We start from the raw sequence: 22959 nt of genomic DNA on the forward strand, positions 1-22959 counted from the left end.
AACCGATTGTCCATACCCCAATGGCATCTTTATAAGCGTTGAGGCGTAAGCCTTCCCATTGTTTCATGAGGGCAAGACCTTCTTGTGATATTTTCCGCATCATTTCCTCCATAAAAAAAGCCCCACACAAGGTGAGGCTGAGTGAAAATCTAAAAATAAATTTCTTTCTATCTTGACAAATATTCGTTTATAAACGAATATAGATTATGTTTGAAATACGTCACTACCTTACTTCTGATGGCAAAGACTTGATAACTGACTGGCTGCGAAAGCTGCGTGATGTGCAGGCTAAAGCTGCAATTATTCGCCGTCTTAATCGTTTAGAGCAAGGAAACTTTGGCGATTTCAAACCGTTTTGTGATGGTGTCTATGAATTGCGTATGAATATTGGTCCTGGTTACCGCGTTTATTATGCACAGTCTGGCAAGACCGTATTATTGCTCTTATGCGGTGGTACTAAAAAAACACAAGACACTGATATCACTCGCGCATGTGCTTTCTGGCGTGATTGGCAAAACCGTGAAGATTAAAGGAGTGCGAGAATGAAAGACCGTAACCATGATGATGCGATGGCAGAAATATTTCATGATGATCCTGAGTTGGCAGCAGCTACCCTTGATGCTATCTTAGCAGATGGTGACCAGGGGGAATTGCTTGTAACACTTCGTCAAATGGCAAAAGCTTATGGTGGTGTTCAAGCTGTCGCTAAAGCAGCCAATCTGAATCCAACACAACTTTACCGTACACTTTCAGAAAAAGGTAATCCAGAGCTCCGCAGCTTGAATGCTTTATTGCGTACTATGGGGCTTCGCCTGGCTGTACAACCTCTTGAACGGCCCGTTCCATACGTTTAATCTGAGTTTGCTATTTCCCCACCTTAAAAGATGAGGAAGGGGTGTTTTTCCTTAATTAGTGTTGAGATAGAATGAGTTAAAATACGTTTCTTTGTTTCACTGGAACAAAAGAATGTATTTGACATTGTAGCAATTGTATCTTATAAGTTACAAATGTTTACAGTGTACAAAACAGAGTATTTTATAAAATGGCTAGATTCTTTAAAAGATGAGATTGCACAAGCGCATATTGTTAAACGAATTGCAAGAATAGAAACGGGATTTCTTGGGAATGTAAAATTTTTCCGTGGAATCGGAGAATTAAAAATACATCATGGCCCTGGCTATAGAATCTATTTTGTAAAACAAGGTAAACAAATAATTTTATTATTAAATGCGGGTGATAAATCTACACAACAGAGGGATATCGAGAAAGCTCTTCAATTAGTAAAGGAAATGAAACATGGAAATTACTAAATTTGACACAAGTGAATATTTCAAGACACCTGAGACACAAAGAATTCTTTTAGAAGATGCTCTTGAAAGCAAAGATAGTAAGTATCTTGCCCATGCTCTTGGCATCATAGCAAAAAACCAAGGAATGAGTAAAATTGCTCAAAATACAGGGCTATCAAGAGAGTCTCTTTATCGTTCTTTAAGTGATAAAGGTGATCCACGTCTTTCTACGTTTCTTAGTGTTTTAAGTGCTTTGGATTTACAAATGAGTTTAACTCCTGTCAAAAATAACTGTAAGGAACAAACGACTTTAGAAGAAGTATCTTAACCACCTCCCCACCTTAAAAGATGGGGAAGGGAATGTTTTTACCTTAGGCAACCTTTTTAATGGGGTTATTTAAATTGGGTTCATAAGCGCGCAACAAAGAATCCAAGTGGTGCGGTAGCTCTGAATCTCCAAAATCTGTGAGAATTGCCAAAATTTTTGTAATATTAGGCACGTCATTTTGAAGTTTTAAAATGAGAACCTTTTCTATTGCATTCATAGTTTGAACCAGAGCACTACAATCTTTGTCACTCACATTTTTATCATTAGAAAATTGAGATAATGCTATCCATAAATCGCATAAGAAGTTAGTATCGACTTTCATTGTACATCTCCATGGATTTGCTCTCTTAGGCATGCCAATCCTTTGGAGGTTATTTTTGTTGAAGGGAGCACCTTTTCTGTCCCATTTGGTCTTTGAATGGTAATTGCAGGGCAATCCATAAAGCCTTTCTTGATTTTATCTTGATAAGGCAACAGAGGTGCCCCTGGAGCCCGTCGATACACCCAATCGTGTTTACGCAAATAATCAGTCAAATCTTTTGGTCGTATCTCTAACATCTTTGCAGCTTCAATAAGACCGAACAGCCCATCAGAGCGTTTTAAGCCATCCAAAGCCTTTGCTTTTGGAGTTAATTCAGCAATCACATGATCTTTCTGCTCGATTTGACTTTGTAAGTGATTCAATACACCAAGTAATGCTTGAGGAGTTGAGTAATCGATTTGTGGTGTTGCTACTTTTTTCAAAAGCCGTTCACACTTGATAAAGTATTGACGGGCTTCATGTCCTTTATCATTACGCTCGATCATGGAAAGGTGTTTAGCCATATCTAATGTAATGTGGTACTCTTTTACCTTTCCACCGTTTTCTAAATTTTTAGAAAGCGTTATAAAGTTTATATTTTCCAAAAACTTACATTCTTTAATAATGCGATTTTTAATCCAATCTGCAAATTTTGATGTAATTTCTAAAAACGCGTGTAAATCACGTGCATTCACTGTTTGAACAGTTTCTTGTCCAACAGTTTGTTCCGTAATTTCTATAAGAGTGTTCATGATGAACTCCTTGGTAGTAAATTGTTTCTTAATGACACCCTAGAAGGGTATCGGGTGCTAAGAAACACGGTACCAAGTCCGTCGCTATGTTTTTCCCGTAAGGGTATTGTATGACATAGCTACACCCGATAAGATCACTATATGCTATAGACATATAATGAGTCAAAATCTTTAATGTACGGAAAAAGATTGTGTCGGCAATCCGTCCGCTTGGTATTTTAAGGTGTTTCTTAGGCACCTGATTCGACAGTAGAGATATTATTGCCATATTGTCAATAGGTGACTTCATATTTTTAAAAATTAATAAGTGTATCTTTATTTTATCTCTCGCAGAATAAGCTTGTACATACCGGATTCTGAGCCTTGTACCTCTGTGATCACGAAATGCTCTTGAGAAGTATCTTTAGGAGAAATGACCACAACGCTATCTTGAGGCTTTGGAGGTAAGCCGCCGATATCATGAATACAAACATCAAGTTCTTTTCGAGGTACTGTTGTAGGAATTCTTCCACCAGCATCTGATTCTGAATGTTTAATGGTGTAAATCGCTGTAATCCGAAACGATTGTTGATTGTCCTTTCGCGTGTAGATGATGGGTTGCCCAAAGGTGTTGCGTACATCTTGAATCATTTTGTTGAGCAACCCGTGCCACCGCATGTTATTTGCCTCCACTGACCGCTTTAAAGAGCATTTCAGGGCGTGTGCAGATGTAAAGCGGATAGCTGTACACCACAAGTTTGGCCCATGTATTATGATCAGGATCTGGAATAAGAATGTTGTAAAGAGATTTTCCAATTGTATGAGAAAAATTCTCAGTTTCCGCTGGTGCAAAGGTTTTTTGGAATACGCCAGGCGCATTGACAGGAAAGAATTGGCATTCATCAGGTTTAATTCCTATGGCGCGGTTTGTCCCAGCTTTTGCACTCACATTATAGTTATGAACACTTCGGTAATTAATGAAAGTGGCACCAGCAAAGTCAAAACTCCCAAAGCTCCCAGAACCAATTGCACTTAATGTTGTAACATCTCTGGCGTTATTGAATGTTTGTGCAAAAGTTGTCTTGAGATAGGTTTCACGAACTGTTTTATGGTTTCTCAATTTGGAAAAGAATTCATTTCCACAAAGCCCAATAATCCGGGAACGATCAGAAAATGCCCCCTTTGAAGCCTCAATCATTCTCATAATGACTTGATCAACATGGTCGGCAACATTTGTTGTCTCAACATTCAGTTTAAAGTCAATCGGCTTTTGGGGTGTAATTTCCCATTCCTTGTACCAATCAATAATGACAGAACTATTGGCATCAAGCACAACACCTTGGACAGCGCCAAGTTGCATATTTTCCCATATCAATTCGATTTCAGAAATGAGTTTCTTTTGTTTTCCAGCAATATATTTCATTGCCGTTTCTAACTGATTTACTGGACTCAATATATTCCATCCTTGGACGTCTTCTATTTTTACGGTATCACTTTTGACAATACGCGTTGTTTTTAAAAACCGTAGATTACGCCCCTCTCTATCTCCTTCAACCAAAGGGGCACCCCGTTCACTGGTTTTAATCAAGGACAATGTATTGTCACGTCTTTCAATGCCAACCACTGTGCTGCTTGTTTCCACTTCTTCAAAAAGTTTGAGAGAACTAATCAGACCAGGTTGAAATTCATAGTTTTCAATCGCTTTCATCATGGTAGTAGCAGAGAAAGCGTCGTGTTTAAAAAAGTTCATATCCATTTGTGTATTCTCCTATCGCAACAGTATTTTGTTATTATCTTCTAAAGACTGAATGGCAACACTTTTCTGTTCATCGGTGATGGCATCTGGCCATAGCAGTTCAGAAGCTTTCACGGTACTCAAGTGCGCTGTAATCACCGCGCGTTGCTCTGCTTTTGTTGCATCAACAGTGGCATAAGAAATCCCTGCCGGCGTTTGACTGCCATCTGATAGTGCTGGATTAAGGGGAACATATTTTCCCGTTGCCGTTACTTTTCCCATAACAGTGCCGGCTTCAACAAATGCCCCTGATGCAAAAACCACTTCTTCATTGGACATATCCGTGTCATAGCGTCCAAGATAAGCGCCATTGCGAACATCTTCATAGAAAACTTGATTATTCATTTTATTGCCCTCCAAGCTGCTTCCCATTTTGCATAAATTTTTGTCTTGTTCGTCCCATCACTGTGGGGCGCTGTGGTCGAGAGTTTTAAAGAGGAACTTTTCGAGACAGCGGCTGCGAGAACAACATTTTTAGCTTTCTCAACATTCATGCCGCTTTGAATTGCTTTTGCTGCATCAAAGGAGACACCTAAACGCTTTGCTTGTTGTTCAAGGTTTGTCAGTGCCTGTGTGCGTCTTCTTTCCTTTTCAAGAGCAGCTTTTATAGTTTCCTGCTTATCTTTGTTGTCTTTATCTTCCTCTTCGTCGTCGAAGTCTTCGGCATCTTCGTCAATGTCGAGTGTGTCTTCTTCGTCTTCATGGGTGACGTCGACAATCTTTTCATCATCGTCTTCTCTAGCGCGATAGGGTGTGCGTGCCATGTGTTTGTTCCTTCTTTTGTTGCTGTTGGGGTGAGTTAATGGAATCCGTTAAGGCTTCCAAAGCTTGCGCAAGGGTCCCTTGCGCATCTGCTAATCCAAGCGTGATGGCTTGGTTGCCTATAAAAGTTTCTGCTTTGGTGTCGCGGATTGCAGCTGCATTCAGAGGTCTGTTTTGCCTAACCAAATCCACAAACATCTCGTAGAGCAGGGCGCAATCTGCTTGTATTTTTATCTGTGCTGTATTGCTCAAAGGTTCGTGAGAATTGCCATGAACTTTGTGATCCCCTTCAAAAACAAAGGTCCATTTAAGCCCATGTTTTTCATCTGCACGGGACTGGTCAAGATGCGCACAAACGACACCAATGGAGCCCACAATTCCTGTACGGGCAATCCAGATTTGAGAAGCCGCACAAGCAATGGCATAAGCTGCCGAACAAGCAACCTCATTGGCATGTGCCCAAATGGGTTTGTTATATTTTTGTGAGAGTGCTTGAAACTCTTCCACAAGATCAAACACACCACCAGCTTCTCCACCGCTACTATCAATATCAAGCAATATGGCGCGAACATCAGGCTGCCCAATCGCTTCACGAAAAGAAGCCCCCAAACCTTCATAAGAGGTTAGACCCGATAAAGCCCCAAGCCATGCACCACGGCGTACAAGTGTGCCGTGAACCGGTATGATGGCAATATTGTTTTGCACTACGTAAGTTTCTGGTGGTCTTAAAGGAGCACCATCTTTTTCTAACAATGCTCTCACGGCAAACTTTTCTCCTGCAAAAAGCCGTGGGGCAAGAGCATTGAGAATAATATCAAGCTTTGTGGAGGCAAGCATGAGGGGAACGCCAAAAAGCCGGGATGCCAAAAACGGCATATCAAGATTATTCGCCATTTGCATGCGCCTCACTCCCTTGGTTACTTTCATAAGTTTCAGAAGTCTCTGAATCTTCATCATCAATCAGTTGATTGCTAGCAGAGGGCGCTAGCGCATAATCGGTATCAAAGGATAAACCCCGCGTGCGCGCATCTGTGCGTTCTTCTGCGAGTTCGGCATGAATGTTATCAATATCAAAACCACGTTCAGCCAATGCCATACGCCGTGTTTTCAAGCCAGCACGGATTTCTTCTTTTTCTGCGGAGATATCCTTGATGGGATCAATCATTTCAAGGGGTGGTGCAAAGCTTTCACATTGCAGCCATGGCAAGGAATTTTCTTCCCATCCGGGTAAATTTACACGTCCAGCAAGCACTGCCATTTCGACAAAACGTGCCCAAACAATGCGATTAAACTGAAAGGCAATGATATGTTCTCGCCATTGTTTGACATGGCGTCTAAACTGAATAATGGAGGTTCGCACATTGGAAAAATTCCCCCGTGTAACATCTCCTGTCACAACGGCATAAGGCATGTTGATAGCAGAACAAATTTTTAAAATATTGCGAAATTGAAAAGCTTCATAAGAGCCACCAACCTCAACAGGATTAGAGAATGTAACCTCTTTATTCTCTCCTAAATAAAGAGATGCACCGGGCGCAATGACAGGTGCTTTGTATTCTTCTTCAACGTTGTTTTTATCACGATTATCGGATAATTTTTCGACGTTTGGTGAATTGTCCTTGACAAACGCCGCGAAAAGAGCCGCCGTCCTTTTTCTATCGAGTTCTGCGTCGTCATAGGATTCGAGTTGAAAGATTTTTGTCATACAGCGCGTTATTTTGGGAGAACCACGCAATTGTCCGGCAATACGGCGCTCTTTGATATGAATGACCATTTCAGCAGGCACACGTATGCGTTCTTGACTCTCAAAGACTGTGCTTGCAGAACAATCATCATAGGGGTGATGTTTCCAAAAATGATAAGCAACACGCTTACCCCTGGCATCGAATTCAATTCCCATACGAATGTAATTGCCTTCAATCTCAGCCGGTCCATTATAGGTGAGATCCAACATTTCGGTAGGATAAACTTGCAACTGAAGAGGTACACCAGAGCGTCCATAAAGGTCAACATAATGCAATCTTACAAAGCACTCTCCGGTTAAAAAGACCTCTCTTGCAATGGTTGCTTGCAGCCCATAAAAGCTGGCATCTTCATCATAATCGGCTTCATCAACCCATTGCCACCATAAGTCTAAAAGTTTTTTCTTTTCTTCTTTAAAGCCTTCAATGCGAGGAGAAGGTTTAATCCCATCACTCACCGCGGCAGAGACCCATTCCTCTGTTGCAGAACCATAAAGAGCTTCATTGTCATAAAGCCACCTTGAACGGGCAACAATGGTATCACCGCATTCCTCAATGGCTTTATTGATATGTTTTTTAGCAGGATCAAAACCACCCATACGGCGGCTTTTGCTTGCCGCTTCAAAATGGGGATTGTGTTGACGAGAAATTGTAAAAAAGCCCGTAATTTTATTGAACAAACCAGCCATTAATAGCCTCGTGATATGTTAAAATAGAACACGCGTGAACGTTTACGCCCTTCAAGGTTTGCTATTTGTGTGTTCAGCATCTCAAGGGCTCTGCGCAGTTCTTCAACAGAGCGGTTGCTGACTTGCTTATCGCCGTGACGCACTGATTGCGCACCCGAATAAAGAGCCTCTTCAATTTGCTCACGTCGCCTTTTTAAACTTTCCAGTCTCGAAAGTTTGCTGTTTATTGGTTCTAAAGTTTCATCCACAAATTACCTCCAATCCCCTTGCATATAAGGATTCATCACCGTTCTGGATTGTTTCCTTTTAGGTTGTGTTATCTGAAATCTTCTTGGAGAAGGAGAGGGCACATGTTCTGATGTTGGCTGCTCTAAAGAGCCCTCAATTTTAAGTTTTTCCAAACGCTCTTCTAAGATATCGACTTCTCGATTAAGGTTTATTCCTGCCGAAATCAGACCTTGTAAAGCTGCATAAGCATAGACCCTACAGTCCAAGGCTTCATTCCTTGCTTTTTCACTTTTTTGCCATTCGATACGCTTGAAGCCTTTAAAATATTTAATCACTTTTCTTTCAGCGGTCAGTTGGTCAAAATATTCTCGATCAAGGCTTTTGTGAAAGTGTGTTGCACCAGCCCCCGTTGCTTCGGGACCCGATTTTTTAAAGCGCGCTGTAATGATATCTTTCGCCGCATCAACCCCAACAATATAAAGATTAATCTGTCCTTTATTGTTTCTGCTTGGGCGGCGTGGCCATACCGCACGCCAGCCAGCTTGTCCCTTAATGCCCCAGATACGCCGTCCCTCACGCGGGCGCACATAATTATAAACAGCCTGTGTATGTCCACCACCGGTATCAATACAAGCCGCCGTTATTCTAATCCCCTCTTTATAGCCTGGATGCGGCCAACGTTTTGCAAGATATTCATCCAATTGGTCCCACACTTCAAAAGAAGAGGGATCACCAGGGATAACTTGATAATCAATATGCCAACTTTCTTCGCTGCGCCCCCATCCCACCACTTCAAGCTCTAAACGGTCATTTTGCACATCAATGCCTGCCGTCAACACGACGGCTTGTTCTGGTGCTAAAGGATAGTCTTCGCGTTTTGCATAGAGGCTGTCTGGATCAACAACCTCACCGGTTCTATCCTCCCATGGTTCTCCAAGCACTGTATTGACAAAAGGCTGTAGAAGCGCTGGATCATCCTTGGCATTTAAAAACTCTCTTGCACATTCACCCCAAGTAAGCCAAGGGGAATAGAGTGCAGAAATATGATAAGAGCGCAAATTGGGTCTGCTTGACTCGCTCGTTGGAACCCAACATGCGCCTCTTTCTTCACACATCAAATCCGTTTTTCGGTGTTCGGCATGCTCATGACCACAATGGGCACAAACAAAAACAGCTTTTTCAGGCGCACCTTTTGGCCATTTGATTTGTGACCAAACAATCGGCTGGAGCACACCACATGCATCACAAGGGACATTGTAATATCGCTGATCTCCTAGCACAAAATCCTTGGCAATACGGCTTGTGTCACGGTGGGTGGGTGTGGACAATTTAAAGATCTTTCGTTGTACAAAGGTTGATGTGCGCTTTTCCGCAATCATCACTGGATCCCCTTCGTTATCGACACTGAGAGGATAACCATCAACCTCATCCAAAATCAGATAACGAATAGGCATAGAACGCAAACCAGCTGCACTATTGGCTCCTGTAAGCATCAGCGCCCCACCATCAAACTCTTTCGAAAACATCGTATTACCGCTGTCACGCGCTCGAGCAGGGGCTATGCGTTCACTTAAAACGGGACTCGCCATAATCATGGGATCAAGCCGCGTCTTTGAAAGCTTTTTGGCTGTCTCAACGGTCGGCATGACATAAAGGGCAGGTCCTGGACTATAATGAATAGCATAACCACAAAAGTTTAGTCCTGCCTCTGACATGCCAACTTGCGCCCCTTTCATGACAATGGTTGTTTCAATAGGCACGTACGAGGAAAGATTATCCATGATTTCGCGCAAATAGGGGGTGCGTTTTGTTCTCCACAATCCTGGTTCAGCACTTGCTACGGTACTAAGGTATCTATTTTTATCCGCCCATTGAGAAACCGTGTAGGGTGGGTCCGGTTGTCTTGCATCATTGGCATTGGCGAAAAATTCTGTAACAGCATTCTCATCCATTATTCATTCTTTGCTCGCCCCAAAACTCTCTCATTCTGGAGGTTGAGGATCATGATAAGGAACTGGAATATGAACAGCTTCAAGCAAAGCTTTTCGTATGTAATAATCAATGGCACCGATTAGGCTTGCAGCATCACATCCAACTTGTGCGGCAATGCTTGCACCAAAGCGGTGAGGAAAATTCAACATGGCGTCACGGTGTGCTCTTCCAAACTCACGCGCTGCTCTCTTGACTTCTTCACGGTCAACGGTTGTTTCGCGTAAGCGTTCAAGAGCAATCTTTTCGCTTTCAAGAGCAACTTGCATTCGCTCCAGTTTAATTTTGTATTCATTGGCACCCTCTGTAGAGATTTGTTTGATCTTTGTGCGTGCTTGACCATCCGGTGCTAAAAATGGGGCAGGGCGCTTTGTTGGATTCTCATTCCAGATAGCTGTTGCAAGCGCTTCATTAACAGAACCATCTTCAAAAAGAGCCTTATCAAATTTTCCTGTTTTAAAACGAGAAACCACTGCATTCGGGGAAACACGCATCTTTTTGGCAAAGGCACGAAGTGATAGACCTTTTCGAGATTTCTTATTCATAATTGCCCCTTTCTTTCTTCTTTGTCCTAAGAAGTAAGGTTTTACGGCATATCAGGATAAAGAGAGATTTATGGTCTCATCTGAAAAACAAGCTTCAATATGATAAGAAAATACTTAACACATTAAATTCGTTATTTATCAATATGTTATGTGTCCAATGTTCAGTCAATTTGAAAATTCTGTCGCTAGCGATAGTTCGCGCTCGCCTGCCCCGCAACGAAGCCAACCCGTTGGGAAGTACCTTTTGCATTGATTTTATTGATTTTTTTATGGAAAATACAAAGCATAAGTGATGATCTTTTTTTAAAATTGTCATAAGAACATGTAATGTATGAACCAATAAGGATATGTAATATAGAGATAGAATTTAAGAATATGATCTAGCCTCTTTTATTGGCAGCGTATTCTTGACGTTTGAGTTGTCTCTGTATGTTTTTGGTTAGTCTTTCACTGGCATATTGTGCGATAGCATTTGCAATTTCTGGCTTGGAGATAACTTTAGCACTTGTTTTGCAATGGGGAATTGGTCTCCGTCGGCTCTTTGAAACACATTCCCCCCCATTTTTAAATCGACACGCTTTGGAAAACGCCCCCCCTTAATAAAACCATGAGGTAAGATTTCTTGCTTTCCAAACATTGTGTAAGTCACACCATGTTTTGTTTCTTTTGCTTGAAAAAATTTAAGAGGCAAGGGTGTTCCAGAACCAATGATATCTGTCTCAAGAAACTTAGCTGTAGCCTTTCCTTTAATATAAACGCCTTTTTTAACGCGCTTTGATTGGGCTGATGAGATGTCAGCAACTTGCTTCTCAGTAAAGCGCTCTACTTGTTTTGCTGCGGTGTTGATAGCATTCCGCAAAGCCCAATTAAGGCGTGGTGCTTGAAGATTGGTAAAGGTATCTTTTACCTGTTGAAGATACCACTTTTGATGGATGATTAACTTCAACTTCTAAGCCTTTTTGGAGGTAGGTGACTTGGAAGCTTTAGATGCTTTTGGCTGTTTGAGTGGAATTTCCTCGGCTGCTGTTTCAGATGATGTTTGTGCGGCTTCTTGTTCTATCTGTTTAATTTGTTCAACTGCCTTGTCAGGTTTTGCTGTTGTCTTGGCGTCAACAAAAGGTTTTGCAGCATTGGCGCGTTTGAGGCGTGCGTAGACTTGATTGGAAACCTCCACAAATGGATTACTTGGAGTTGAGGTTTCAAGACGAATAGTGCTTTTATTATCGCCAAGAACACACATTGGCTTAGTGATGATTACTTTCATCTTTGCTCCTTTTGAGGGAATTAATTAATGACATCATTGGTCAATAAATGTCATTTAATGGCTTTTGACATTTGCACAATAGATTAGCCAGTTTTATCAATAAAAACAGTATGTTAAACCATTTTTAGAGTTTAATACTTTATCAAATTTTAGGGAATATTTTTGAATTTTAGACACAATACGACTAGTGCCGTACTGCTACTAAATACGATTTTTCACGTATTGTCAATAGAAAAAATCTATATTTTGTATTTTTTTATTTTTTGATCAAAACTTAGTATTTTAAAAGCCAATCTTTAATTTTATACAGATAACAACATTTATGTTGTATTTAAACATTTTAGATGTTATATTATATTTATGAACAGTCAAGAATTAAAAAGATATCTTACAAAACATGGTTGCAGTTTTACCTCAGGGAAAGGTGGCCATTTGCTTGTAAAACGTGGTTCTAAAAAATCCGTTTTACCTATGCATGGTACGCGGAAAGAATTAGGAACGGGATTAGTTCAAAAGATTCTTAAAGATCTTGACCTAAGGTAAGTCTGAATATGGAGATGTAAATGAAATATGCACTTAAATTTATCAAAGATGACAATGATACTCTTCTTGTCGTTTCCAAAGACTTTCAAGAATTTATTACCTATGGTAACGACGAAAAAGAGGCTTTGGAACACGCAAAAAATGCCCTTTTAACAGTTATTATGGGGCGTTTCCAAGATCGAGAAGTTGTCCCTTTTGGGGCTCGTGATACTGCCTATCCTTTTGTTGAAGTATCTTCATTGGTCACTTTAAAAATTGCAATACATAACGCTATGGTTGAAAAGAATTTACGCAAAGCTGATCTTACGCGTCTTTTAAAACTCAATCCAATACAAATTGACCGATTATTGGATTTAAACCACGCAACAAAATTAGACTCTTTAGAATCCACTCTTATTACTCTTGGAAAAGAAGTTACCATTAGTATCCAAGATGCCGCTTGAAACTTATTGGTTTTGCGTAAAATGTGTATGGAGCGCATTAAGAGCAATATACAGCGAACCTACAAGATGAGATAGCGATTGATCTTCTATAACAAGATATTGTAATGCGGCATGAAGATTATATTGATGATAAAAATATTGCGCTTCTTTGATAACCCCTTTCATTTCTTCATAACAATGAGTTACTCTTTCAATCCACCGTTGTTGTGCCTCTTCATTTGATGAAGGAGTAAAATCATCATAAATTGCATTAGGCAAACCTTTTGCACAGAGGTAATTATTTCTCACTTCAAGATATTTTTGTGCAGCATCGTATTGGTCTTGATTGAGATTTCCTTGTAAGTAAAGCCGTCCGATATAAGTACCGGAAAGCGGATTTTTTGCCTCTTCTATAGTCAAACAGAAGCGTTTGGCACGCGTTTCTATTGTCAATTTATCGATAGGATCACGAGGCATTTTTGTCCGTGAGATACGACCATTGGGTTCTCTGATACATCCTTCAATGCGTGGGCGACCACGTTTTGCTCGTTTTTTTCTTTTTGTCATATTTTTTTCAATCAGAATGGCATACTGTCATTAAAAGATGCGCTATAATCGGAGGCACCAGAGGCGATAGCATAATTTTGAGAAGTCACGGGTGAGGGGGGGAGATTGCTCTTTCTTTGCATCAAGTAGGTGCAATTCGCCTTTATCTTGCCATTTACGGGTTTGTAATTTGCCTTCTACGTAAACTTTTGAGCCTTTGTGTAAATATTGAAGAGCAATTTTTGCCAAATGTGAATTAAAAACCACCACGGAATGCCATTCTGTTTTCCCTACTTTTTGATTGGTATTTTTATCTGTATAGCTCTCAGAAGTGGCTAACCTAAAATTAACTATTTCGGCACCAGAATTCATAGTGTTGCTTTCGGGATCAGCTCCAAGATAGCCAATTAAAATCACTTTATTCAACATGTTTGTGAGTTCCATTTGATTTGCATTTTATACACATAAAACCTTATCATAATTTAATTATTTTTTCAATTATTTCAGTTAATTAATAACAGTTTTTTAAAGTATTAGATTATAATGTTGCTTGATAAATTATTTAAGCAAAAAGCCATGTCTTACAAATGTATAGCTTTTTCGTTTTGCCTTCAGTTTTTCAATAAGCATGATCTAAATTAGCAAAATCTGTATCAAACTTTTTTGTACGATTTATTGTTGACTATCGAACCTTTTTGTGCGACATCAGTTTTATTGCAAAGTGGGAGAGGGTGAATGAAAAGAGAAGCGCTGCTTAGAGAGTTACGTAAAGAAGCCAGAAAAAGAGGTATTCATTACAGTGAGGCTCCAGATGCAGGGAAGGGATCGCATTATTTGGTAACTTTTGGAGATAAAACGACCGTTATAAAATCTGGTGAATTAACTCCACTCTATGTGAAAATAATCAAAAAACAGTTAGGGGTATGAAGTTTTCTAAATGTTTTTATACCTCTCACAGAAGCACTTTCATAACAGCAAGGAGATTTACAGATATGGAATATACTTATCAAGCAAAATTTGAAACTGATCCAGATGGTGGTTTTGTTGTAACCTTTCCAGATGTACCAGAAGCAATAACAGCTGGGAAAAATAGAGCAGAGGCATTAGAGAATGCTGTTGAAGCGTTAGGGTTAGCATTACGTAGCTATCCAATGCGTGGTTTGCCTCTCCCTACACCACAGCAGTATAAAGATCTTGTAGAGATTACTGTGGATGCGTGGAATGCTCTAAAACTTGCAGTGGTAGAAGCTTTTCATGAAGCGAATATTACAAAAACAGAATTAGCCAATCGTTTGGGGAAGAAAGAAACAGAAGCAAGACGTATTCTTGATCTAAATTATCCAACGAAACTTCAAACACTAGAACAGGCATTGACTGTTCTTGGTAAGCAAGTTGTGATTACAATTAAAAACGCAGCTTGAAATATCTTCCCCACCATAAAGATGGGGAAGGAGAATGTTTTTACCTTAAGCAACCTTTTTAATGGGGTTGTCTAAATTTGGTTCGTAAGCGCGCAACAAAGAATCCATGCTATGTGGTAATTCTGAATCTCCAAAATCTGTAAGAACTGTTAAAATTTTAAGTATGTTTGGCATCTCATTTTGAAGTTTTAAAACCAAAGCTTTTTCTATGACACTCATAGTATCCACCAGAGCTGTACAATCTTTGTCACTCATATTTTCATGTCTAGAAAATTGAGATAATGCTATCCACAAATCGCATAAAAAGTTAGTATCTACCTTCATTGTACACCTCCATGAATTTGTTCTCTTAAACATGCCAAACCTCTTGAGGTGATTTTCGTTGAAGGCAGTATCTTTTCTGTCCCATCTGGTCTTTGAATGGTAATCGCAGGACAATCCATAAAACCTTTCTTTATTTTATCTTGGTAAGCTAACAGTGGCGCCCCTGGAGCACGCCGATAGACCCAATCATGTTTACGCAAATAATCAGTTAAATCTTTTGGTCGTACCTCTAACATCTTTGCAGCTTCAATAAGACCGAACAGCCCATCAGAGCGTTTTAAGCCTTCCAAAGCCTCTGCTTTTGGCTTGAGTGTACTCACTTCATTTCTTAAGTCTTCTAATTGATTGATACTCTCTAAAAGAAGCTGTTTAATCGTAAGCGGATTTTCCAAAGCATTGGCGAGATTTATTTGGGGTGTTGCTACTTTTTTCAAAAGCTTTTCACATTTGATAAAGTATTGACGTGCTTCATGTCCTTTTTCATTACGCTCGATCATGGAAAGGTGCTTAGCCATATCTAAGGTAATATGGTATTCTTTTACCTTTCCACCGCTTTCTAAATTTTTAGAAAGCGTTATAAAGTTTATATTTTCCAAAAACTTACATTCTTTAATGCGATTTTTAATCCAGTCTGCAAACTTTGATGTAATTCCCAAAAATGCATGCAACTCACGTGCGTTTACTGTTTGGACAGTATCGCCATCAATGACTTGTTCTGATATTTCTATAAGATTGTTCATAATGAACTCCTTGGTAATAGAGGTTTTTCATTGACACTCTAATAAAGAGCGCCGGGTGCTGAAAAACACGGTACCAAGTCCGTCGTTACACCTTTCCTATAAAAGTATTGTATAGCGTAACCACACCCGACAAGACTGTTATATGCTACCGCATATAATGAGTCAAAATCTTTAATGTTCAGAAGATTAGTTATTTCGGCAACTAATCCGCTTGGTATTATAAGGCGTTTTTCAGGCACCTGATTCGAAAACACACATTGCAGAAATAATGTCAAGTAGCTCCTGATAGTTTTTTAATCTCTCTATTAAGCTCATCTATCAAGGCTTCATAATGGAGAACGCTCTTAGGCAAATGATCACCGTAAACCCACGCTTTCACCTGCGCCTTGGTGCTAAAGTCGGCATTTTCTGGTGTGGTATAATATTGTCCGCCCTCAAACTTTTCACATTCTCTTGTGCCGTCTTCATATTCGTAGAGGTTGTAAAAATACTCTGCTGCTCCATCTCCCCATGGCACATAGCCAACAGCCGTTGCCACAAACTTTTTTTGCATGGGCTTTTTACGGTTTATTAAGGATAAATGTTTTAAAATGAGCATGCTTTAATCCTAACTTTACCTATGGGTTTATTTATCTCAAATTTGACTGTACAAAGCTTCTTTTATTTCCCATGTAATTATTATAAAAAACCTTATGATTGCTTTGTACGATACCTTTCTATCGATTTAAACACATATCTAATCTCAAAATGATCAGCACTTTTCACTATTTTGCTGTTCTATTAGGTGACGTTAAATACAATTTTATAACTGATGCTTCTGACAAAAGATCTGCTTTCAAATTTCTGCAATAATCTGCAAGCTCTGCCCCTGTTGGCATAAAGGTTTTTGATAACCCCTTTGCTTCTCCACGTATAACGTCCTTAACAGCTCGTTTAAGAGCGTGCTCTGAAGCGTCTGCTAACGCTATGCTATAGTTCAAAGCGATAACATCAGAGTCTGTATTTGCCGGTATTTTGAGACCAGAAAGCAAATAAGCTGCCGCCCCGATATGTTCAACTGTAACTTGCCGTGAAAGCAGTGTTTGTAAGCGGTTACAATCTTGCAAAGTTTGCACTTCTTCCTCCTGCGTCAACGGCTTTCCTCTCATAGAGATCCGAGGATACCAACTCCGGTCCACCCTCTTTGCAAGTTCTTTCAAATGAACTGATAGTCTCTGTATTTCTGCTGCATTCTGATCCGTAAGTATCGCCAGCATAGATTGCTGCTTTGAGTTCACTGAAGCTTTCTGCGAGGTTGGTGGAGAAGTTGTTTGATGGTTGCTTATAGCGTTCATTCGCATAGCGTTTTTCCTTTTCTAATTTTTCTCGTTTCTTGGCTAGAAGTCCATATTCTTGGTGTGTAATCCACTTGTACCAAGCCTTTTGCTAATCACTTTTTTTAGCATTTCGATTTGGATTATCTTGCCAATGAAGTTTAAATCTTTCGAATTCTAATAACGCCTCATCATGTGTTAATCCTTGATCAACAGCGTATTGCAAATTAGGTTTGAAATCGGCAGGCAATTGACACTCTCGATTAGCTTTTGCTTGTTTTGCTTTTTTCGGAACGCTTTCTTGCTCGTGAATGGGTGGTTGGTTTTCTACACCCGCTTCGATTTGTTCTGATTGGCTTTTGAGAGCATCATCCTCGATTGGCTCTTCAACCAAATCGTTCGTTTCTAAATTTTCAGAATTAATTTCTTTTTTTGCTAAAACGATAGTTTTAGTTTTTTTATATATATTCTTATTCTGGTTCTTTATAGCTTGATTTTGCTTAGCGTTTGCTTCAGCAAAAAAACCATTTTGCTTATCATTTGCTTCAGCAAAATTATTAACATGTTGTTTTATCTTGTTTTTTGCTTGCGCACCTTTTTTACCAGCTTCACTACGAACTTGTGATATGTGGTCTTTTTTATCAGCAAAATCTTTTAGCTCTTCTTCAACGCGCGTATTCCACAATCCATCATCTGTCTCAATAAGTTTATCATTCTTCATGAGATATTCGACAATCGTTGCAAATTTTTTCTGCGAACAATGACAAATGCGTGCAAGCGTTTGAAAGTCTGTTTTAAGTGGTTCTTTTTTTTCATACATGCAAACGAGAAGGGTTATATAAACGCCCCGTTGTTCAGATGTCATTCCATTTGTACCACTTATCCAGTCATACAAATAAAATCTTACCCATGGCATACCATTAGACATGCGCACCCCCTTCTTTCATTAAATATAAAATTGCTAAAGCATCTGCTTCATTATCATCTTCAGGCGCGTGCCCTTTTGCATACATCGCCTTAATCATTTCTACTTTTGAGGCGTTTCCTTTTCCTGTCGTTGCTTTCTTAATTGTGCTAACAGGAATGCCTTCATACGGTATCTGATGATGTTCACACCACGCCGTTAAGGTTGCTAACAAACCGCCATACACATGGGCTGCATCAGTACCGATATGCCGGCGTACTTCTTCAAAATACACGGCATCAATGCTGCCTACTGCCTGCTTTATTTCTGATAGTCCCCCCTTAAAGCGTAAGTAACGCATACCACCGCCTTCAAAACGACGTGGCTGGAAATTCATAACACCACTGACGATGTGACCATCAGCACCGCATATAGCCCAACCTGTCTTAGACCCTAGATCAAGACAGAGAATGGTTTGTGCATGCGTGATCATAATCCCCCCTTAAGGTTGTTGTTTGTTTATGCGTGCGTTATGACAGAGCGCGTTGCGATTGCCTGTCTTGCAAAGATGTTTGTGAAAAAGTATCCTCCCAACGATTCTAAAAAAGTGGGGGGAGTTATGATGCAAGGGTGGATAGTTGATAAGGTTGTATTCTTATTGCACCGGATAAATGATGGTGCTGTATTTTTGCTGCACTGGATAAGTAATAATCTTACGATTGCTCCTATCATTGCTACTGTAATTACTGGAATGGTAACACTTTTTGTGCAACAACGAAGCTTAAAAAAACAGCTTAAAATCTTCCAACGACAAACTATAGCATCAGAAACCCAGACAGCTATTCTATTAGAAGATAAAAAAGCACGGGATTTGGGACCATATTTGAAATTGAAGGCAGCATTCTTCCCACAAAAATATGAAGGCACTTCACGCGTTAGGGTGAAATTGTGCATTAAAAACCTTACTAGAGAAGATATAATGATAAGGAATATACGCATATCGAAAAAAAGTCCCTTTAAGTTTGTTAAAAATGCTTGCCCTTTCGTTAGATGGCCATCTAAAATTTCAGGTGAACACCTCGTCATTAAAAGAACAACTCCCAAACTCATTGCTTTATGTCCCCAAAATATAAAATCAAATGCTTCATCAGAGTTTGCTTTGAATTTTTTTATTATACGTGCTAAATGCTACACTTTTTTAGATCTCATAATTAGCTGCCGTAAGCCTAATTCCCGCAACATTGCAAATTTTACACTTGACCACACTTCGATTGTTAATCCAGAGGAAACATTCACTGTTCATTTTTGGGCCTCATATCCACGCTCAAAAGATACATATGATGAATTTGGCCCTGAATATTCTTTTTTGGCTGATAATCCTCATTTGTGGTTTTTTTGATGCCAAAATTAAAAGCATTCTCCTGCAAAAATAAAATCGATCAATCTTGGTTCTTCTTTTTTGTTAATTAAGCAAATGATTTTATTATTTAATTTATCAATTAGCTCCATTTGTGAAGCCAACTTTAATCTTTGTTCATACAGTGTCTTATTTTTTTGCTTAATTAAAGTTGATAGGTTTTCAAGTGCTACTTGCTGTTGTTCAATTGACTTATCTCGCTCTGCAAGAGTTTCTTTATGCCATCTCATCCAACTATCAAATTTTAACTTATGCCATTCTTCTTGTTTTTTAAGAATTGTTGTGTGAGTTTCGTGTCGTTTCACAAGATCTTCTACGCTACAGTCACGATATGGTACTTTTCTCCATTCTTCCACCAATATATCTCCATTCTCGATTTTCGTATTACAACCTATTAATCTACAAATCCGTGTGTAGAGTTTCTTCAATATCCCGTTTCTCATGATCTTTCTTCTTTAAGTCTGTGAATTATGCTGTGGGTGTTTGTTATCAGCTGTAGTAAGTGGCACGCCCACCTCTTCAAGAGAGGGGCGTGGGTATAAATCGACATACCAGTCAACGGGACGAACAATACCATTGGTTGTCTTTTCAATCTTTAAGACAATTTCAGGCTCAGGAAACCGCAAGCCGCGTAAATACCTGTTAATCGTACTCTGTGCTACGCCAACTTGCTTCCCAAATTCGGCTTGAGATAATTTATTTAGTGTGAGATATGATTTCAATTTTTCCATAACTCAAATAAATACCATAAAAGACTTTTTAGTCAATAAAAAATACCTTTATGGGCTTTGTTAAATAAGCAGTCTTGGTGTAGGTTTAGAGCATGCATATAATTAAAAAATTGAGGAAAGATTTGGGACTCACACAGGTGAAATTGGCTGAAAAAGCTGGTACCACGCAACCTCAAATAAAACGGCTTGAAAAAGGTGAGCGAAAATTAACCAAAGAGTGGGCGGAAAAGTTAGCACCACATCTTGGTGTAAAGCCGTTTAATCTTCTTTTCCCAGAAAACGAGGAAATACATCCCATATCTAATGCTATTGGAATGATACCGGTGATAGGAAAAGTTGCTGCTAGCTCGTGGATGTCGGTCGAAGATATGGATTTTGGATTTGATGACATAGAATATGTACCCAGCACCTCGAAATACCCAGCTCACTTTCAATTTGCTTTAAAAATCCAGGGCAACTGCCTTAACAAAATTGCTCGTGATGGTGATCAACTTATTTGCGTAGACATAATAAAAGCCGGCATTAATGTGGAACCTAACGATCTCGTGATAGTTGAACGCAGCCGATTCAATGGTCAAATGATTGAGCGTACAGCTAAACGTATACGTCAAACTATTAGTGGATTTGAACTATGGCCTGAAAGTACTGAACCCAATCATCAAGAACCTATCAAAATAAATGGGGCAACTGATGGAGAGGAGATTCGTATAGTTGGGAAAGTTCTTTGGATTTTAAGAAAACCCTGAAAACAAAGGAGAAGCGGGAATGGGGACAGTAGACGAGAGCTTAAAAATAATAGCTGATAAAGTCAAAAATCATTCAGATACTATGTTAACTGAAGAAGCGGTCAAAACAGCGGTCGTTTTACCGTTTCTGCGCGCACTTGGGTATGATATTTTCGATCCACTTGAAGTCATTCCCGAGTTTACTGCTGATGCCGTTGGTAAAAAAGGTGAAAAAGTTGACTATGCTATCCGTATAGACGGTGAGATACGTATTCTTTTTGAGTGCAAACCGATATCTTGCGAATTGAGTTCAAAGCATTTAAGTCAATTATATCGATACTTTAGTGTAACGAATGCTAAATTCGCGATTTTGACAAATGGTCGATTTTTTCATTTTTACACAGATCTTGATGCTGCAAACAAGCTCGATAATAGGCCATTCCTTACTTTTGATGTAATAGAATACAATACTGTGGTACTTACAGAGCTTAAAAAGTTTGAACGCTCAGCATTTAATATTGAAAATATATTGGTGACAGCCGAGCAGCTCAAATATGTATCTGGAATAAAACAAAACATCCAAAAAGAAATAGAAAATCCGTCCGAAGGTTTTGTTCGTGTTGCTTGTGCGGATGTTTATGAAGGGCGCCTGACTGCTAATGTCTTAGAAATGCTCACAGGTGTTACTAAAAATGCGTTTCGCGAAGTAATATCTGATGCGGTAAAAAGTCGGCTTTCTAGCGCTTTACAAACAACAACTGAAACCGACAAGCAAGATAATATTGCTACATCTATTGGTAATGAACATGCCATAATAACGACCGAAGAGGAAGTTGAAGGCTTCATGATTGTCAAGGCAATTGCGCGCGAAGTTATTTCTGCCGACCGTATTGTTATCAGAGATGCAAAGTCGTACTGCGCTATTTTAATTGACAATAATAACAGAAAGCCGTTGGTTCGACTGCACTTTAACAGAAAACATAAGCAACTAGCCCTTTTCGATACTGATATTGATGAAAAAGTCGGTATTGAAACGCTAGATAATATTTATGATTTTGCAGACAGAATAAGAGAAACAGCAAAAAAATATTTATAAGATATTCTAACAACCTATGTATGCCCCGCTGAAGCGGGGTTTTTTTGTTCGTCCGCAGTTTTTATAAAAAACTACGGCGTTATCTACCCATCGATTGGCTCTGTCTGCACACTGCCCCAATTTTTCCTGCATATAAATTTCAAATACAGCTAACTGATTTATTTTTTTACGGGATACTAGAAAGTATCATGCCTCTACACTGAACGCTACAATACTCAAACCGATTCGTAATAAATATTAAAGTTCATTTATAAAAAAACCACTTTAGCATAAAATGGCTTGCCATAATAATCCTTTACGGTATACTTCTCTATAACAACATATCACGAAGAAGCAAAAGCCGATCTGGTGTAGATTAAATTACATTAACACAAACAATCGCTATTAGGCGTTAGGGAGGGGAAATTATGGAAAAGCCAATTCTCATAAATTCTAATGAAATTCTCTTAGTTCATTCAGTTTACTTCGATAGAGATGAACACATTGCAGAATCTGGACCGCTTGATGCAAGTCAAATTCTAAGCATTGTTAATGGGGTAGATGATGTTATCCAAATCTTTCGTATAAATCCTTCTGAAAATAGTTGTGAAGACATTTCTGAAGAAATTGCAGACGCATATGTAGAAGAAAATATCGACCATCTCCATAAGGAGAGTGTGGTTCATTACTTTGTACGCGAAAGTGATACTTACAATGACCTTTTAGATGATTTAGCAAAAGAAAGATATAATGATGAGTTTTATGGGACTTATGAACAGCAGCACCGTTTGCGTCCTTGTGATGTGCTTTAAAATTCTGAAGGGCGTTTAAAAGCGCCCCCTTTTTCCCATCAATAATTGATTAGAGTAAACTTATGAACACACATGATAATGATAGTGAAGGATATCTCATACCTGAAAACGAGGCAGACAATAGTATAGGTTATGTCCAAATGGTCAATGCCCATGTCATGCATAGGTACTTAAATTTAAAACAAGATTTTAATACTTGGTTTAATGATTGTGTTGAAAAGCTTGATCTAAAAGAAGGTGTGGATTTTGTTTTTACAAAACAAGAATGGAACAAAAAAAAGATTTGTCCAAAATCTGAAATAGAAACAGATAAAACCGATAAT

At 39.2% G+C, this 22959-nt stretch carries 33 protein-coding genes and 4 pseudogenes; 13 read left to right on the top strand and 24 right to left on the bottom strand.

Annotated features, from left to right (window positions below):
* The coding region (locus tag FS875_RS07095; RefSeq protein WP_144754956.1) for a lysozyme at positions 1 to 100 on the bottom strand (100 nt) is incomplete at its 3' end.
* A 106-nt stretch (positions 101 to 206) separates the two neighbouring features.
* On the opposite strand from FS875_RS07095, the gene FS875_RS07100 reads away from it, so the two are divergent.
* From FS875_RS07100 to FS875_RS07115, 4 genes are all read left to right on the top strand, one after another.
* Entirely contained in the window at positions 207 to 530 is a 324-nt protein-coding gene (locus FS875_RS07100; RefSeq protein ID WP_144754959.1) for a type II toxin-antitoxin system RelE/ParE family toxin, read from the top strand.
* A gap of 12 nt (positions 531 to 542) precedes the next feature.
* Positions 543 to 854, top strand: coding sequence for a helix-turn-helix domain-containing transcriptional regulator (locus FS875_RS07105; protein ID WP_144754962.1), 312 nt, complete (start codon positions 543 to 545; stop codon positions 852 to 854).
* A gap of 153 nt (positions 855 to 1007) precedes the next feature.
* Positions 1008 to 1310, top strand: coding sequence for a type II toxin-antitoxin system RelE/ParE family toxin (locus tag FS875_RS07110; RefSeq protein WP_144754964.1), 303 nt, complete (start codon positions 1008 to 1010; stop codon positions 1308 to 1310).
* A complete protein-coding gene (locus FS875_RS07115) occupies positions 1297 to 1617 on the top strand; it encodes an addiction module antidote protein (protein ID WP_144754967.1) in 321 nt (106 codons plus the stop codon). Before FS875_RS07110 ends, FS875_RS07115 begins: the two co-directional genes overlap by 14 nt.
* 43 nt (positions 1618 to 1660) lie before the next feature.
* On the opposite strand, the gene FS875_RS07120 is transcribed toward FS875_RS07115, so the two are convergent.
* The 13 genes and pseudogenes from FS875_RS07120 to FS875_RS07185 form a co-directional block, all read right to left on the bottom strand.
* Entirely contained in the window at positions 1661 to 1939 is a 279-nt protein-coding gene (locus tag FS875_RS07120) for a hypothetical protein (protein ID WP_144754970.1), read from the bottom strand.
* A complete protein-coding gene (locus tag FS875_RS07125) occupies positions 1936 to 2670 on the bottom strand; it encodes an antA/AntB antirepressor family protein (protein WP_144754973.1) in 735 nt (244 codons plus the stop codon). The genes FS875_RS07120 and FS875_RS07125 overlap by 4 nt, the downstream gene beginning before the upstream one ends.
* A 315-nt stretch (positions 2671 to 2985) precedes the next feature.
* Positions 2986 to 3327: a head-tail joining protein gene (locus tag FS875_RS07130; protein ID WP_144754976.1), complete on the bottom strand. Its 342-nt coding sequence runs from the start codon at positions 3325 to 3327 to the stop codon at positions 2986 to 2988.
* Position 3328: 1 nt separating this feature from the next.
* Positions 3329 to 4405, bottom strand: a complete 1077-nt coding sequence (locus FS875_RS07135) for a major capsid protein (RefSeq protein WP_144754979.1) — start codon at positions 4403 to 4405, stop codon at positions 3329 to 3331.
* 12 nt (positions 4406 to 4417) lie between these two features.
* The gene (locus tag FS875_RS07140) at positions 4418 to 4789 is read right to left on the bottom strand and encodes a head decoration protein (RefSeq protein WP_144754982.1); all 372 of its coding nucleotides are present in this window, start codon (positions 4787 to 4789) and stop codon (positions 4418 to 4420) included.
* The gene (locus FS875_RS07145; RefSeq protein ID WP_246067883.1) at positions 4786 to 5163 is read right to left on the bottom strand and encodes a hypothetical protein; all 378 of its coding nucleotides are present in this window, start codon (positions 5161 to 5163) and stop codon (positions 4786 to 4788) included. The genes FS875_RS07140 and FS875_RS07145 overlap by 4 nt, the downstream gene beginning before the upstream one ends.
* Positions 5049 to 6100, bottom strand: a pseudogene (locus tag FS875_RS07150) (S49 family peptidase). The gene FS875_RS07145 and the pseudogene FS875_RS07150 overlap by 115 nt, the downstream one beginning before the upstream one ends.
* Positions 6090 to 7637 (bottom strand): phage portal protein, encoded by a 1548-nt coding sequence (locus FS875_RS07155; protein WP_144754985.1) that lies wholly within the window; start codon positions 7635 to 7637, stop codon positions 6090 to 6092. The pseudogene FS875_RS07150 and the gene FS875_RS07155 overlap by 11 nt, the downstream one beginning before the upstream one ends.
* Positions 7637 to 7885 carry a phage head-tail joining protein gene (locus FS875_RS07160; protein ID WP_144754988.1) on the bottom strand — a complete coding sequence of 83 codons (249 nt, stop codon included), beginning with the start codon at positions 7883 to 7885 and terminating at the stop codon, positions 7637 to 7639. The genes FS875_RS07155 and FS875_RS07160 overlap by 1 nt, the downstream gene beginning before the upstream one ends.
* Before the next feature lie 3 nt (positions 7886 to 7888).
* Positions 7889 to 9817 carry a phage terminase large subunit family protein gene (locus FS875_RS07165; RefSeq protein WP_144754991.1) on the bottom strand — a complete coding sequence of 643 codons (1929 nt, stop codon included), beginning with the start codon at positions 9815 to 9817 and terminating at the stop codon, positions 7889 to 7891.
* 30 nt (positions 9818 to 9847) lie between these two features.
* Entirely contained in the window at positions 9848 to 10399 is a 552-nt protein-coding gene (locus tag FS875_RS07170) for a hypothetical protein (protein ID WP_139413553.1), read from the bottom strand.
* A 380-nt stretch (positions 10400 to 10779) separates the two neighbouring features.
* Positions 10780 to 11345: pseudogene (locus tag FS875_RS07180) on the bottom strand (hypothetical protein).
* A gap of 3 nt (positions 11346 to 11348) precedes the next feature.
* Entirely contained in the window at positions 11349 to 11663 is a 315-nt protein-coding gene (locus tag FS875_RS07185) for a hypothetical protein (protein ID WP_144754993.1), read from the bottom strand.
* Between the two features lie 360 nt (positions 11664 to 12023).
* Here FS875_RS07185 and FS875_RS07190 point away from each other — a divergent pair, with 360 nt between their 5' ends.
* Both FS875_RS07190 and FS875_RS07195 read left to right on the top strand, forming a co-directional pair.
* Positions 12024 to 12206, top strand: a complete 183-nt coding sequence (locus FS875_RS07190; protein WP_038473319.1) for a type II toxin-antitoxin system HicA family toxin — start codon at positions 12024 to 12026, stop codon at positions 12204 to 12206.
* 20 nt (positions 12207 to 12226) lie between these two features.
* Positions 12227 to 12649, top strand: a complete 423-nt coding sequence (locus FS875_RS07195; protein WP_144754996.1) for a type II toxin-antitoxin system HicB family antitoxin — start codon at positions 12227 to 12229, stop codon at positions 12647 to 12649.
* 3 nt (positions 12650 to 12652) lie between these two features.
* Here the strand turns inward: FS875_RS07195 and FS875_RS07200 are convergent, their stop codons facing one another.
* Both FS875_RS07200 and ssb read right to left on the bottom strand, forming a co-directional pair.
* Positions 12653 to 13195: a hypothetical protein gene (locus FS875_RS07200; protein WP_144754999.1), complete on the bottom strand. Its 543-nt coding sequence runs from the start codon at positions 13193 to 13195 to the stop codon at positions 12653 to 12655.
* An 11-nt stretch (positions 13196 to 13206) separates the two neighbouring features.
* Positions 13207 to 13603: pseudogene (gene ssb, locus FS875_RS07205) on the bottom strand (single-stranded DNA-binding protein).
* Positions 13604 to 13909: 306 nt separating this feature from the next.
* Here ssb and FS875_RS07210 point away from each other — a divergent pair.
* Together FS875_RS07210 and FS875_RS07215 are read left to right on the top strand one after the other, a co-directional pair.
* On the top strand, positions 13910 to 14101 hold the full coding sequence (locus FS875_RS07210) for a hypothetical protein (RefSeq protein WP_004859817.1): 192 nt from the start codon (positions 13910 to 13912) through the stop codon (positions 14099 to 14101).
* 65 nt (positions 14102 to 14166) lie between these two features.
* Positions 14167 to 14595, top strand: coding sequence for a type II toxin-antitoxin system HicB family antitoxin (locus FS875_RS07215; RefSeq protein ID WP_144755002.1), 429 nt, complete (start codon positions 14167 to 14169; stop codon positions 14593 to 14595).
* A 45-nt stretch (positions 14596 to 14640) separates the two neighbouring features.
* Here the strand turns inward: FS875_RS07215 and FS875_RS07220 are convergent, their stop codons facing one another.
* The 6 genes and pseudogenes from FS875_RS07220 to FS875_RS07250 form a co-directional block, all read right to left on the bottom strand.
* Complete coding sequence (locus FS875_RS07220) at positions 14641 to 14919, bottom strand: hypothetical protein (RefSeq protein WP_144755005.1); 279 nt, start codon at positions 14917 to 14919, stop codon at positions 14641 to 14643.
* The gene (locus FS875_RS07225; protein ID WP_144755008.1) at positions 14916 to 15659 is read right to left on the bottom strand and encodes an antA/AntB antirepressor family protein; all 744 of its coding nucleotides are present in this window, start codon (positions 15657 to 15659) and stop codon (positions 14916 to 14918) included. The genes FS875_RS07220 and FS875_RS07225 overlap by 4 nt, the downstream gene beginning before the upstream one ends.
* Before the next feature lie 271 nt (positions 15660 to 15930).
* On the bottom strand, positions 15931 to 16257 hold the full coding sequence (locus tag FS875_RS07235; RefSeq protein WP_144755011.1) for a hypothetical protein: 327 nt from the start codon (positions 16255 to 16257) through the stop codon (positions 15931 to 15933).
* A 166-nt stretch (positions 16258 to 16423) separates the two neighbouring features.
* Positions 16424 to 16999, bottom strand: a complete 576-nt coding sequence (locus FS875_RS07240; protein ID WP_246067880.1) for a hypothetical protein — start codon at positions 16997 to 16999, stop codon at positions 16424 to 16426.
* Between the two features lie 201 nt (positions 17000 to 17200).
* Positions 17201 to 17900: pseudogene (locus tag FS875_RS07245) on the bottom strand (YdaU family protein); the annotation flags it as partial.
* Positions 17893 to 18369 (bottom strand): crossover junction endodeoxyribonuclease RuvC, encoded by a 477-nt coding sequence (locus tag FS875_RS07250; protein WP_144755017.1) that lies wholly within the window; start codon positions 18367 to 18369, stop codon positions 17893 to 17895. The pseudogene FS875_RS07245 and the gene FS875_RS07250, both read right to left, overlap by 8 nt.
* Before the next feature lie 39 nt (positions 18370 to 18408).
* Between FS875_RS07250 and FS875_RS07255 the strand changes: the two genes are divergently transcribed.
* Entirely contained in the window at positions 18409 to 19275 is an 867-nt protein-coding gene (locus FS875_RS07255; protein WP_246067881.1) for a hypothetical protein, read from the top strand.
* 8 nt (positions 19276 to 19283) lie between these two features.
* Here the strand turns inward: FS875_RS07255 and FS875_RS07260 are convergent, their stop codons facing one another.
* Positions 19284 to 19649, bottom strand: coding sequence for a hypothetical protein (locus FS875_RS07260; protein ID WP_144755019.1), 366 nt, complete (start codon positions 19647 to 19649; stop codon positions 19284 to 19286).
* Positions 19650 to 19748: 99 nt separating this feature from the next.
* Positions 19749 to 20024, bottom strand: a complete 276-nt coding sequence (locus tag FS875_RS07265; RefSeq protein WP_144755022.1) for a helix-turn-helix domain-containing protein — start codon at positions 20022 to 20024, stop codon at positions 19749 to 19751.
* A 92-nt stretch (positions 20025 to 20116) separates the two neighbouring features.
* On the opposite strand from FS875_RS07265, the gene FS875_RS07270 reads away from it, so the two are divergent.
* The 4 genes from FS875_RS07270 to FS875_RS07285 all read left to right on the top strand — a co-directional run.
* Complete coding sequence (locus FS875_RS07270) at positions 20117 to 20770, top strand: LexA family protein (RefSeq protein WP_144755024.1); 654 nt, start codon at positions 20117 to 20119, stop codon at positions 20768 to 20770.
* 19 nt (positions 20771 to 20789) lie between these two features.
* Positions 20790 to 21845 (top strand): type I restriction endonuclease, encoded by a 1056-nt coding sequence (locus FS875_RS07275; protein ID WP_144755027.1) that lies wholly within the window; start codon positions 20790 to 20792, stop codon positions 21843 to 21845.
* A gap of 407 nt (positions 21846 to 22252) precedes the next feature.
* Positions 22253 to 22636, top strand: a complete 384-nt coding sequence (locus FS875_RS07280) for a hypothetical protein (RefSeq protein ID WP_144755030.1) — start codon at positions 22253 to 22255, stop codon at positions 22634 to 22636.
* Between the two features lie 62 nt (positions 22637 to 22698).
* On the top strand, positions 22699 to 22959 hold a 261-nt coding region (locus FS875_RS07285; RefSeq protein ID WP_144755032.1), incomplete at its 3' end, for an antA/AntB antirepressor family protein.

Source organism: Bartonella saheliensis (assembly GCF_902162175.1).